The 12,928-nt window shown below is 65.0% G+C and carries 11 protein-coding genes; all 11 read left to right on the top strand.

All coding sequences use genetic code 11. From position 1 onward, the window contains the following. Positions 1-36 precede the first annotated feature (36 nt). The 11 genes from hutC (at position 37) to hutG (ending at position 12,915) form a co-directional block, all read left to right on the top strand. Entirely contained in the window at positions 37-747 is a 711-nt protein-coding gene (hutC, locus tag AB688_RS00105; RefSeq protein WP_196759886.1) for a histidine utilization repressor, read from the top strand. Next, positions 744-1,319: a HutD family protein gene (locus AB688_RS00100; protein WP_063541408.1), complete on the top strand. Its 576-nt coding sequence runs from the start codon at positions 744-746 to the stop codon at positions 1,317-1,319. The genes hutC and AB688_RS00100 overlap by 4 nt, the downstream gene beginning before the upstream one ends. Positions 1,320-1,769: 450 nt before the next feature. Continuing rightward, positions 1,770-3,449: a urocanate hydratase gene (gene hutU / locus AB688_RS00095; protein WP_063541406.1), complete on the top strand. Its 1,680-nt coding sequence runs from the start codon at positions 1,770-1,772 to the stop codon at positions 3,447-3,449. 161 nt (positions 3,450-3,610) lie between these two features. Continuing rightward, positions 3,611-4,579 (top strand): ABC transporter substrate-binding protein, encoded by a 969-nt coding sequence (locus AB688_RS00090; RefSeq protein ID WP_063541404.1) that lies wholly within the window; start codon positions 3,611-3,613, stop codon positions 4,577-4,579. 26 nt (positions 4,580-4,605) lie between these two features. Next, entirely contained in the window at positions 4,606-5,457 is an 852-nt protein-coding gene (locus AB688_RS00085; protein WP_063541402.1) for an ABC transporter permease, read from the top strand. Continuing rightward, positions 5,454-6,284 (top strand): quaternary amine ABC transporter ATP-binding protein, encoded by an 831-nt coding sequence (locus AB688_RS00080; protein WP_054894807.1) that lies wholly within the window; start codon positions 5,454-5,456, stop codon positions 6,282-6,284. The genes AB688_RS00085 and AB688_RS00080 overlap by 4 nt, the downstream gene beginning before the upstream one ends. Before the next feature lie 8 nt (positions 6,285-6,292). Then, positions 6,293-7,816 carry an HAL/PAL/TAL family ammonia-lyase gene (locus AB688_RS00075; RefSeq protein ID WP_063541400.1) on the top strand — a complete coding sequence of 508 codons (1,524 nt, stop codon included), beginning with the start codon at positions 6,293-6,295 and terminating at the stop codon, positions 7,814-7,816. Between the two features lie 23 nt (positions 7,817-7,839). Then, positions 7,840-9,372, top strand: coding sequence for a histidine ammonia-lyase (gene hutH / locus AB688_RS00070; protein ID WP_063541398.1), 1,533 nt, complete (start codon positions 7,840-7,842; stop codon positions 9,370-9,372). Between the two features lie 104 nt (positions 9,373-9,476). Next, the gene (locus AB688_RS00065) at positions 9,477-10,880 is read left to right on the top strand and encodes an amino acid permease (protein WP_063541396.1); all 1,404 of its coding nucleotides are present in this window, start codon (positions 9,477-9,479) and stop codon (positions 10,878-10,880) included. A gap of 15 nt (positions 10,881-10,895) precedes the next feature. Next, positions 10,896-12,101 (top strand): imidazolonepropionase, encoded by a 1,206-nt coding sequence (gene hutI, locus AB688_RS00060; protein WP_063541394.1) that lies wholly within the window; start codon positions 10,896-10,898, stop codon positions 12,099-12,101. 10 nt (positions 12,102-12,111) lie between these two features. Next, positions 12,112-12,915, top strand: a complete 804-nt coding sequence (hutG, locus tag AB688_RS00055) for an N-formylglutamate deformylase (RefSeq protein ID WP_063541392.1) — start codon at positions 12,112-12,114, stop codon at positions 12,913-12,915. The last annotated feature ends 13 nt before the right edge of the window (positions 12,916-12,928 follow it).

Here is a 12,928-nt window from a genome sequence, read left to right as displayed (position 1 = left end):
GTGCCGACACCTTCCGTCTCCGCGCTGGTGGCCCAGATGGGCGAAGGGCCGGCGCCGCTGTATGCGCGGGTCAAGCAGATGATCGTCCAGCAGATCGAAAACGGCAGCTGGCCGCCTCATCATCGCGTCCCGTCGGAGAGCGAGCTGGTCAGCCAGCTGGGCTTCAGCCGCATGACCATCAACCGCGCCCTGCGCGAGCTGACCGCCGAGGGCCTGCTGGTCCGCATGCAGGGCGTCGGGACCTTCGTCGCCGAACCCAAGACGCGCTCGGCGCTGTTCGAAGTCAACAACATTGCCGACGAGATCGCCAGCCGCGGGCATCAGCACCGCTGCCAGGTGATCATCCTCGCCGAGGAGGCCGCAGGTTCCGAGCGCGCCATGGCCCTGGACATGCGCGAGGGGCAGCGGGTGTTCCATTCGCTGATCGTGCACTACGAGAACGATATGCCGGTGCAGATCGAAGATCGCTACGTGAACGCGGCCATCGCCCCGGATTACCTGCGCCAGGATTTCACCCGGCAGACGCCTTATGCGTACTTGTCCCAGGTCGCGCCGCTGACCGAAGGCGAGCACGTGGTCGAAGCGATCCTGGCTGACCCAGACGAATGCAAGCTGTTGCAGATCGAGCGTGGCGAGCCCTGCCTGCTCATCCGTCGGCGTACCTGGTCAGGCCGCCAGCCGGTCACCGCCGCGCGCTTGATTCATCCCGGTTCCCGTCATCGCCTGGAAGGACGTTTCAGCAAATGAGCCAGCTGCAGTTGTTGCGTGCCCGCGATTATCCGCGCATGCCCTGGAAGAACGGTGGTGGGTCCACCGAAGAAATCACCCGCGATGCGGGCGTTGGCCTGGACGGGTTCGGCTGGCGCCTGTCGATCGCCGATATCGAGGCTTCCGGCGGCTTTTCCAGTTTCACCGGTTATCAGCGGATCATCACCGTGCTGCAGGGCGATGGCATGCGCTTGTCGGTGGACGGCCACGAAAGCCGGCCGCTGCTGCCGTTCGATGCCTTTGCGTTCAGTGGCGAGAGCCAGGTTGCCTGCACACTGCAGGGTGGCCCGATCCGCGACTTCAACCTGATCTATGCGCCGAACCGTTACCGCGCGCGGTTGCAGTGGTTCATGGGGGGTACTCGCCTGTTCAGTTCGGCCGAGACCGTGCTGGTGTTCAGTGCCGAGGCGGACCTACGCGTCGGGATCCAGGGGCAGGCGTCGGTGCTTGGGTTGTATGACTGCCTGCAACTCAGCGGTAACGCGGGTTTGCTGGAGGTCGAGGTATCGGGGCGCTGCTGCGTTATCGAGTTGAGTCCTCAGCTGTTGTAAGTCTTCAGGGCGCTATCGCGGGACGAGCCCGCTCCTACAGGTTCAGTGCGTCATTCAGGACGGCGCTGAACCTGTAGGAGCGGGCTCGTCCCGCGATAGGGCCCTCAAAAACCCTGAAAAAACAGTTACCCGGTAACGCCCGCAAACAGCGCACCCTGTTACCGAATGCCCCAAAGTGGCGCAAAGCCATTTCTGTCTGAACTCCCCGACAAATCCTTCCCGCGATTTTTCTTCACGTCTCAAGGCCTTGAACCACGAGGCCTCCAGTCCATCGCCCGAGCCTCTCGAACCACCCGTTTCGATGACTTGGCAATTCAATTGCATATGCTTGTATGTACAAGTAAAGATAAGTGCGCGATAGTGGATAGGCCGTCCCATCCGCACGGTACCGAACAGCCCCGGCCCGCCGATCTCGTCGGGTTTGAATAGATCGCTCAAGGAGCACCTTTCGTGACTGACAAAAAGCCCACCACTTTCCGTGACGTCGAGATCCGCGCCCCACGTGGCACCCAGCTGAACGCCAAGAGCTGGCTGACCGAGGCCCCGCTGCGCATGCTGATGAACAACCTTGATCCGGAAGTGGCCGAAAACCCCAAGGAGCTGGTGGTGTACGGCGGCATCGGCCGTGCTGCGCGCAACTGGGAGTGCTACGACAAGATCGTCTCCACCCTCAAGGAGTTGAACGACGACGAAACCCTGCTGGTGCAGTCGGGCAAGCCGGTTGGGGTGTTCAAGACCCACAGCAACGCCCCGCGCGTGCTGATCGCCAACTCCAACCTGGTGCCGCACTGGGCCAACTGGGAGCACTTCAACGAACTGGATGCCAAGGGCCTGGCCATGTACGGCCAGATGACCGCCGGCAGCTGGATCTACATCGGTAGCCAGGGCATCGTCCAGGGCACCTACGAAACCTTCGTCGAAGCCGGTCGCCAGCACTACGGCGGCAGCCTCAAGGGCCGCTGGGTGCTGACCGCAGGCCTCGGCGGCATGGGCGGCGCCCAGCCCCTGGCCGCGACCCTGGCTGGCGCCTGCTCGCTGAACATCGAATGCCAGCAGGTCAGCATCGACTTCCGCCTGCGCACCCGTTACGTCGACGAGCAGGCCACCGACCTCGATGACGCCCTGGCGCGCATCGCCAAGTACACCGCCGAAGGCAAGGCGGTTTCCATCGCCCTGCATGGCAACGCCGCTGAAATCCTCCCGGAACTGGTCAAGCGTGGCGTGCGTCCGGACATGGTCACCGACCAGACCAGCGCCCACGACCCGCTCAACGGCTACCTGCCGATCGGCTGGACCTGGGAGCAGTACCGCGACCGCGCCAAGACCGACCCGGCTGGCGTGGTCAAGGCCGCCAAGCAATCGATGGCGGTGCACGTGCAAGCCATGCTCGACTTCCAGAAAGCCGGCGTGCCGACCTTCGACTACGGTAACAACATCCGCCAGATGGCCCAGGAAGAAGGCGTGAAGAATGCCTTCGACTTCCCAGGCTTCGTGCCGGCCTACATCCGTCCGCTGTTCTGCCGCGGTATCGGCCCGTTCCGCTGGGCAGCCCTGTCGGGCGACCCGCAGGACATCTACAAGACCGACGCCAAGGTCAAGGAACTGATCCCGGACGATGAGCACCTGCACCGCTGGCTGGACATGGCCCGCGAGCGCATCAGCTTCCAGGGCCTGCCGGCACGTATCTGCTGGGTTGGCCTGGGCCTGCGCGCCAAGCTGGGCCTGGCGTTCAACGAAATGGTGCGCAGCGGCGAGCTGTCCGCCCCGGTGGTGATCGGCCGTGACCACCTGGACTCCGGCTCCGTATCGAGCCCGAACCGTGAAACCGAATCCATGCAGGATGGCTCCGATGCCGTGTCCGACTGGCCGCTGCTCAACGCCCTGCTCAACACTGCGGGTGGCGCCACCTGGGTTTCCCTGCACCACGGCGGTGGCGTGGGCATGGGCTTCTCCCAGCACTCGGGTGTGGTGATCGTCTGTGACGGCACCGACGAAGCGGCTGCGCGTATTGCCCGCGTCCTGACCAACGACCCGGCCACCGGTGTGATGCGCCATGCCGACGCCGGTTACCAGATTGCGATCGATTGCGCCAAAGAGCAGGGTCTGAACCTGCCGATGATCACGGGTTGATCCGCGTCCCAGGGGTTGCTGCGCAGCCCCATCGCGGGACAAGCCCGCTCCTACTGTAGGAGCGGGCTTGTCCCGCGATGGGGCACGCAGTGGCCCCAGGTGATCCACCTTCTTTGCAAGGACTGCCGATTTCCACTTCTTAAGTTTGGGAGCGTCACGCAATGAAAACCAACAAGACCTTGCTTGCTTCGCTGTTCGCCCTTGGCCTGCTCGGCAGCGCCGGTGCCACTCAGGCCGCTACCTGGTGCGAATCCGGCAAACCGGTGAAATTCGCCGGGCTGAACTGGGAAAGCGGCATGCTGCTGACCGATGTGATGCAGTTCGTGCTCGAGAAGGGCTACGGCTGCAAGACCGACAGCCTGCCGGGCAACTCCATCACCATGGAGAACGCCCTGGGCACCAACGATATCCAGGTGTTTGCCGAGGAGTGGGTGGGTCGCAGCGAAGTGTGGAAAAAGGCTGAGGCAGCCGGCAAGGTGGTCGGCGTCGGCGCACCGGTGGTCGGTGCGGTCGAAGGCTGGTACGTGCCGCGCTACGTGATCGAGGGCGATGCCAAGCGCAAGCTCGAAGCCAAGGCGCCAGACCTGAAGAACGTGGCCGACCTGGCCCAGTACGCCAGCCTCTTCAAGGACCCTGAAGAACCAAGCAAAGGCCGTTTCTACAACTGTCCGGCCGGCTGGACCTGTGAGCTGGACAACACCCAGATGCTCAAGGAATACGGCCTGGAAGACAAATTCACCAACTTCCGTCCGGGCACCGGCCCTGCGTTGGATGCGGCGGCGCTGTCGAGCTACAAGCGCGGCGAGCCGATCCTCTTCTACTACTGGACGCCAACCCCGCTGATGGGCCAGATCGACCTGGTCAAGCTCGAGGAAAAACCGGGCGTCGACAAGACCGTGTCGATCAAGGTCGGCCTGTCGAAAACCTTCCACGAACAAGCGCCGGAGCTGGTCGGCGTGCTGGAGAAGGTCAATATCCCGATCGACATTCTCAACCAGAACCTGGGGCGCATGAGCAAGGAACGCATCGAATCGCCGAAGCTGGCCAAGATCTTCCTGAAGGAACATCCTGAAGTCTGGCAGGCGTGGGTCAGTGAAGACGCTGCCAAGAAGATCAATGCGGCGCTCTGAGCGTCCTCACCTGATGAGTGGTACCTATGTTCCCTGACAATCTCACATTCTCCATCGCCGACTGGGTCAATGGTTGGGTCGATGCGCTGGTGACCAACTACGGCGATGTGTTCCGGCACATTTCCGACACCCTGCTGTGGGCCATCGTCAACCTCGAAGGCCTGCTGCGTGCAACGCCCTGGTGGCTGATGCTGGGTATCGTCGCGGTCATCGCCTGGCACGCCACCCGCCGCATCCTGCCGACCCTGGTGATCGCCGGCCTGCTGTTCCTGGTCGGCGCCGTCGGCCTGTGGGACAAGCTGATGCAGACGCTGGCGCTGATGCTGGTGGCCACGCTGATCTCGGTGTTGGTGGGCATTCCGTTGGGCATCCTGTCGGCGCGCAGCAACCGCCTGCGGGCGGTGTTGATGCCGCTGCTGGACATCATGCAGACCATGCCAAGCTTCGTGTACCTGATTCCGGTACTGATGCTGTTCGGCCTGGGCAAGGTGCCGGCGATCTTCGCCACCGTCATCTACGCCGCACCACCGCTGATTCGCCTGACCGACCTGGGCATTCGCCAGGTCGACGGCGAGGTGATGGAAGCGATCAACGCCTTCGGCGCCAATCGCTGGCAGCAGCTGTTCGGCGTGCAGTTGCCGCTGGCGCTGCCGAGCATCATGGCCGGGATCAACCAGACCACCATGATGGCCCTTTCGATGGTAGTGATCGCCTCGATGATCGGCGCCCGTGGCCTGGGCGAGGATGTGCTGGTTGGTATCCAGACCCTCAACGTTGGCCGCGGCCTCGAAGCGGGCCTGGCCATCGTGATTCTCGCGGTGGTGATCGACCGCATTACCCAGGCCTATGGTCGGCCACGTCATGAGGTGAGCAAATGAGCACGCAGCCGATCAGCAAGATCGAAGTGAAGAACGTCTTCAAGATCTTCGGCGAGCGCGCCGGGGAAGCCCTGCAACTGATCCGCGAGGCGCGCAGCAAGGAGCAGGTGCTGTCGCAGACCGGCTGCGTGGTTGGGGTCAACGACCTGTCGCTGTCGATCGGCAGCGGTGAGATCTTCGTCATCATGGGCCTGTCCGGCTCGGGCAAGTCCACGTTGGTGCGCCACTTCAACCGCCTGATCGACCCTACCAGCGGGCAGATCCTGGTCGATGGCGAAGACATCCTGCAGTACGACATGGAAGCCCTGCGCGAATTCCGCCGACGCAAGATCAGCATGGTGTTCCAGAGCTTCGGGCTGCTGCCGCACCGCAATGTGCTGGACAACGTCGCCTACGGCCTGAAGGTGCGTGGCGAGAGCAAGCAGCTGTGCCAGGAACGTGCGCTGCAGTGGATCGAGACCGTGGGCCTGAAGGGCTACGAGAAGAAGTATCCGCACCAACTCTCCGGTGGCATGCGTCAGCGTGTGGGCCTGGCCCGGGCGCTGGCCGCCGATACCGACATCATTCTCATGGACGAGGCTTTCAGCGCCCTCGACCCACTGATCCGCGCAGAGATGCAGGACCAGTTGCTGGAACTGCAGAAAACCCTGCACAAGACCATCGTCTTCATCACCCACGACCTGGACGAGGCGGTACGCATCGGCAACCGCATCGCCATTCTCAAGGATGGCCGCTTGATCCAGGTTGGTACGCCGCAGGAAATCCTGCACTCGCCGGCCGACGAATACGTTGACCGTTTCGTTCAGCGCCGCGCCGTCGCGGTATGAGGAGCATCATGTCGAAACCTGAAGTCGTGGTGATCGGCAACGGGCCGGTGCGCTGGCAGGACATTGCCGCCGTGGCCCGCCACGGCGCGCGCCTGGAGCTGGCGCCGCAGGTGTGGGCGCGTATCGACAATGCCCAGGCCATCGTCCGGCGTATCGTCGACAGCGGCGAGCGCGCCTATGGCGTGAACACCGGCCTGGGCGCACTGTGCAACGTCTCGCTGCAGGGCGAGCAGCTCAGCGCGCTGTCGCGCAACACCTTGCTCAGCCACGCGTGCGGCGTCGGTCCGGCGCTGCCGGACGAGCAGACGCGGGCGATCATCTGCGCCGCCATCGTCAACTACAGCCACGGCAAGTCGGGCCTGCAGCGCTCGGTGGTCGAGGCGCTGCTGGCGTTGCTCGAACAGGGCATTACCCCGCAGGTCCCGTCCCAGGGCTCGGTGGGCTATCTCACGCACATGGCCCACATCGGCGTGAGCCTGCTGGGTGTGGGCAAGGTCAGTTATCGCGGGCGCCTCGTCGAGGCCGCCGAGGCCTTGGCCGATGCCGGGCTTGCGCCGGTGCAGCTCGGAGCCAAGGACGGGCTATGCCTGGTCAACGGCACGCCGTGCATGACCGGCCTCGCCAGCCTTGCGCTGGATGACGCCAGCCGCCTGCTGCAATGGGCCGATGTGATCGGCGCCATGAGCTTCGAGGCCCTGCGCGGCCAGATCGCTGCGTTCGACGCCGAGATCATCGCCCTCAAGCCACACCCAGGCATGCAACTGGTGGGCGAGAACCTGCGCGCGCTGCTCGAAGGCAGTGAAGTGATCGCCTCGAGCAAAGGCATCCGGACCCAGGACGCCCTGAGCATCCGCTCGATTCCGCAGGTGCACGGCGCGGCCCGCGACCAACTGGCCCATGTGGTGCGCCAGGTCGAGGCCGAGCTCAACGGCGCCAACGACAACCCGCTGCTGCTCGGTACACCGGACGATTTCCGTGTGGTCTCGCAGGCCAACCCCCACGGCCAGTCGGTGGCCCTGGCTGCCGACCTGCTGGCGATCGCCATGGCCGAGATCGGCGCGATCGCCGAGCGCCGTCTGGACCGCCTGGTCAACCCGCATGTCAGTGGCCTGCCGGCGTTTCTGGTCAGCAACCCCGGCGTCAACTCGGGGATGATGATCGCCCAGTACGTCGCCGCCTCGCTGTGCGGGCAGAACCGCCAGCTGGCGCAGCCCGCGGTGCTCGACAATTTCGTCACCTCGGGGCTGCAGGAAGATCACCTGAGCATGGGCACCAATGCCGCCCTCAAGCTGCACCAGGTATTGGAGAACTGTACGCAGATCCTCGCCATCGAGTACCTGCTGGCCGCCCAGGCATTCGAATTCCTCAAGGAACAGCGGTTCGGCGCGGGCACCGACGCGGCCTGGCGCTTGCTGCGCGAGAGCGTGCCGGCCTACCTGCAGGACCGCTGGCTGGCGCCGGACATCGCCAGCACCGCGGCTCTGCTCAAGGATCCACGGTTGCCGCAGCCGGTGCTGGCTGCGCTGCACTAAACAAAATAACAAGGAGCATGAACATGGAAGCTTTGACCCTGACCCCCGGCCAGTTGACCCTGGCCCAGTTGCGCCGCATCCACCAGGCGCCGATGCGCCTGAGCCTGGATGCCGACGCGGGTGCCGCCATCGACGCCAGCGTTGCCTGCGTCGAGCGCATTCTTGCCGAAGACCGCACGGCCTACGGCATCAACACCGGTTTCGGCCTGCTGGCCTCGACCCGCATCGCCAGCCACGACCTGGAAAACCTCCAGCGCTCGCTGGTGCTGTCCCACGCTGCCGGGATCGGCGCGCCGCTGGACGACGCGCTGGTGCGCCTGATCATGGTGCTGAAGATCAACAGCCTCAGCCGCGGTTTCTCCGGCATCCGCCGCAAGGTCATCGATGCGCTGATCAGCCTGGTCAACGCCGAGGTCTATCCGCACATTCCGCTGAAGGGCTCGGTTGGTGCCTCTGGCGACCTCGCGCCGCTGGCGCACATGTCGCTGGTGTTGCTGGGCGAGGGCAAGGCGCGTTACCAGGGGCAATGGCTGAATGCCAACGAAGCCCTCGCGGTGGCCGGCCTCGAGCCGCTGACCCTGGCTGCCAAGGAAGGCCTGGCCCTGCTCAACGGCACCCAGGCGTCCACCGCCTATGCGCTGCGTGGCCTGTTCCAGGCCGAAGACCTGTTCGCCGGGGCCATTGCCTGTGGTGCGCTCACCGTGGAAGCGGCACTGGGCTCGCGCTCGCCGTTCGATGCGCGTGTCCATGAGGTGCGCGGCCAACGTGGCCAGATCGACGCTGCCGCCTGCTACCGCGACCTGCTGGGCGACTCCAGCGAGGTTTCGCAATCGCACAAGAATTGCGGCAAGGTCCAGGACCCGTACTCGCTGCGCTGCCAGCCGCAAGTCATGGGCGCCTGCCTGACCCAGTTGCGCCAGGCTGCCGAGGTGCTGGCGGTGGAATCCAACGCCGTCTCTGACAACCCGCTGGTGTTCGCCGCCGAGGACGAAGTGATCTCGGGCGGCAACTTCCACGCCGAGCCGGTGGCCATGGCAGCCGACAACATCGCCCTGGCCATTGCCGAGATCGGCTCGCTGAGCGAACGCCGCATCTCGCTGATGATGGACAAGCACATGTCGCAGTTGCCGCCGTTCCTGGTGGAAAACGGCGGGGTCAACTCCGGCTTCATGATCGCCCAGGTCACCGCCGCTGCGCTGGCCAGCGAGAACAAGGCGCTGTCGCACCCCCACAGCGTCGACAGCCTGCCGACCTCGGCCAACCAGGAAGACCATGTGTCGATGGCCCCGGCCGCGGGCAAGCGCCTGTGGGAGATGGCCGAGAACACCCGTGGCGTGCTGGCCATCGAATGGCTGGGCGCTTGCCAGGGCTTGGACCTGCGTGAGGGCCTGAAGACCTCGGCGAAGCTGGAGCAGGCGCGCCAGACCCTGCGCCGCGAGGTACCGCACTATGACCGTGACCGCTTCTTCGCGCCGGATATCGAGGTGGCTGTGGAGCTGCTGGCCGACGGGCGCCTGACCGGCTTGTTGCCGGCTGGAGTGCTGCCGAGCCTGTGATCGGTGTCCATGCCTTCGCGGGGCCAGCCCGCTCCCGCAGTCGAACCTGCAGGAGCGGGCTGGCCCCGCGATGAGGCTCTTGAGAACAACAATAAGGACGAACCATGCAACCAGCACAAGGACTCAAACGCGGGCTGACAGCCCGACACATTCGATTCATGGCCTTGGGATCGGCCATCGGCACCGGCCTGTTCTACGGCTCGGCGTCGGCGATCCAGATGGCCGGGCCAGCGGTGCTGCTGGCCTACCTGATCGGCGGCGCGGCGGTGTTCATGGTCATGCGCGCGCTTGGCGAAATGGCGGTGCACAACCCCGTGGCCGGTTCTTTCGGGCAGTACGCCAGCACCTATCTCGGACCGATGGCCGGGTTCGTGCTCGGCTGGACCTATGCCTTCGAGATGATCATCGTGTGCATCGCCGACGTCACCGCGTTCGGGATCTACATGGGCTTCTGGTTCCCCGAGGTGCCGCGCTGGATCTGGGTACTGGGCATCGTGTTCCTGATCGGCGGGCTGAACCTGTGCAACGTCAAGGTGTTCGGCGAGATGGAGTTCTGGCTGTCGCTGCTCAAGGTCGGCGCCATCGTTGCGATGATCGTGGCCGGCTTCGGCATCATGGCGTTCGGTCTGGGCCAGGCCGGTGCCGAAACCGGTGTCGGGGTCGCCAACCTGTTCGAGCATGGCGGCTTCCTGCCCAATGGTATCGGTGGCCTGATCGCCTCGTTCGCGGTGGTGATGTTCGCCTTCGGCGGTATCGAGATCATTGGTATTACCGCCGGTGAGGCGCAGGATCCCAAGCGCGTCATCCCCAAGGCGATCAACGCCGTACCGCTGCGCATCCTGCTGTTCTACGTGCTGACGCTGTTCGTGCTGATGTGCCTGTACCCCTGGCCACAGATCGGCACCCAGGGCAGCCCCTTCGTGCAGATCTTCAGCAACCTGGGCATCGGCTCGGCCGCTGCGGTGCTGAACGTGGTGGTGATTTCCGCGGCGGTCTCGGCGATCAACAGCGACATCTTCGGTGCGGGTCGCATGATGTACGGCCTGGCCGAGCAAGGCCAGGCGCCGCGAGGGTTCGCACAGTTGTCCAGGCACGGCGTGCCGTGGCTGACGGTGCTGGTGATGGGCGCTGCGCTGCTGTTGGGGGTGCTGCTCAACTACCTGATTCCGGAAGACGTCTTCCTGCTGATCGCCTCGATCGCCACCTTCGCCACCGTGTGGGTGTGGCTGATGATTCTGGTCACGCAGGTGGCCATGCGCCGGCGCATGAGCCGCGAGCAAGCGGCCGCACTGGAGTTCCCGGTGCCGTTCTGGCCCTGGGGCCCGGCGCTGGCGATTGTGTTCATGTTGTTCATTTTCGGTGTGCTCGGCTACTTCCCGAACACTCAGGCGGCGCTGCTGGTGGGCGTGGCGTGGGTGGTGTTCCTGGTGCTGTCCTACCTGCTGTGGTGCAAGCCGCGCTCGGGGCAGGGCCAGGTCGCCCGGGGGCAGGCCGAACTGCACCGCTGACTTGTGGAGAGCTTTATGAGAACCCTCTGGCAGCACTGCCACGTGGCCACCATGGCCAACGGCAGCTACTCGATCATCGAGGATGCGGCGATCGTCACCAATGCCGGGCTGATCGAATGGATCGGCCCCAAGGCCGAACTGCCGGGCGTCGATGCCGAGCGTGTGGTCGACCTGGGCGGCGCCTGGGTCACTCCTGGCTTGATCGACTGCCATACCCACACAGTGTTCGGCGGCAACCGCAGTGGTGAGTTCGAACAGCGCCTGCAGGGCGTCAGCTATGCCGAGATCGCCGCCCAGGGCGGTGGCATCGCCAGCACCGTGCGTGCCACGCGTGCGGCCAGTGAGGACGCGCTGCTGGCCAGCGCCCGTCAGCGTGTTCAGGCGTTGCTGCGCGATGGCGTTACCACACTGGAGATCAAGTCCGGCTACGGCCTTGACCTGGCCAATGAGCGCAAGATGCTGCGCGTTGCCCGGCGCATCGCCGAAGAGCTGCCAGTGACCGTGCGCGCCACCTGCCTTGCCGCTCACGCATTGCCGCCGGAGTACACCGGCCGGGCCGATGACTACATCACCCATATCTGCGACGAGATGCTCCCGGCCCTGGCCGCCGAAGGGTTGGTGGATGCGGTGGATGCGTTCTGCGAACACCTGGCGTTCTCGCCGGCGCAGGTCGAGCGGGTGTTCATCAAGGCGCGTGAGCTGGGGTTGCCGGTCAAGCTGCACGCCGAACAGTTGTCGTCGCTGCATGGTTCGAGCCTCGCGGCACGCTACCAGGCGCTGTCGGCCGATCACCTGGAATTCATGACCGAGGAAGATGCCATCGCCATGGCCCAGGCGGGCACCGTCGCCGTGCTGCTGCCGGGGGCGTTCTATTTCCTGCGTGAAACCCAGTTGCCGCCGATGGACGCCCTGCGTCGGCATGGCGTGAAGATCGCCCTGTCCAGCGACCTCAACCCCGGCACCTCGCCGGTGCTTTCGCTGCGCCTGATGCTGAACATGGGCTGCACCCTGTTCCGCATGACCCCGGAAGAGGCCTTGGCCGGTGTCACCGTGCATGCCGCCACGGCCCTGGGCCTGGGCGACAGCCATGGTTCGCTGGAGGCTGGCAAGGTCGCTGACTTCGTCGCCTGGCAGATCGACCGTCCTGCCGACCTGGCCTACTGGCTGGGTGGCGACCTGCCCAAGCGCGTGGTGCGCGTGGGTCACGAAATTTCCCACTGAGCGAGGCGTCATGGACAAGGTATTGAGTTTTCATCAAGGTCGCCTGCCGCTGCTGATCAGCATGCCCCACGCCGGTCTCAAGTTGACCCCCGCGGTCGAAGCCGGGCTGGTGGACGAGGCCAGGAGCCTGCCGGACACCGACTGGCATATTCCGCAGCTGTACGACTTTGCCCGTGAGCTGGGCGCCAGCGTGGTGGCGGCCGAGTACTCGCGCTTCGTCATCGACCTGAACCGCCCGGACGACGACAAGCCGTTGTACGTCGGCGCCACCACCGGGCTGTACCCGGCGACGCTGTTCGACGGCGAGCCGTTGTTCAAGGAAGGGCAGGTGCCGTCGGCCGACGAGCGTGCCACCTACCTGGAGAAGATCTGGCGCCCGTACCACGGCACTCTCCGCCAGGAGCTGGATCGCCTGCGGGCCGAGTTCGGTTACGCGCTGCTGTGGGACGCCCATTCGATCCGCTCGCTGATTCCGCACCTGTTCGAGGGCAAGCTGCCGGACTTCAATCTCGGTACCTTCAACGGCGCGAGCTGCGACCCGGCGCTGGCCGAGCGGCTCGAGGCGGTGTGCGCCGACGCACCTGCCTACAGCCATGTACTCAACGGGCGTTTCAAGGGCGGGCATATCACCCGGTACTACGGCGACCCGGCCAACCACGTCCACGCGGTGCAGTTGGAACTGGCGCAGAGCACCTACATGGAAGAGATTGAGCCGTTCGCCTACCGCGAGGATCTGGCGCGGCCCACGCAGGAGGTGCTGCGGCGCCTGCTCGCCAGCGTGCTCGAGTGGGGCAAGGGGCGTTACGGCAAGTGAGGGCAACCCCGGG

The organism is Pseudomonas putida (assembly GCF_001636055.1).
GTDB lineage: Bacteria > Pseudomonadota > Gammaproteobacteria > Pseudomonadales > Pseudomonadaceae > Aquipseudomonas > Aquipseudomonas machongensis.
The sequence above is the reverse complement of the archived record's forward strand: the minus strand, read 5'-3'. Positions and strand labels throughout refer to the sequence as shown.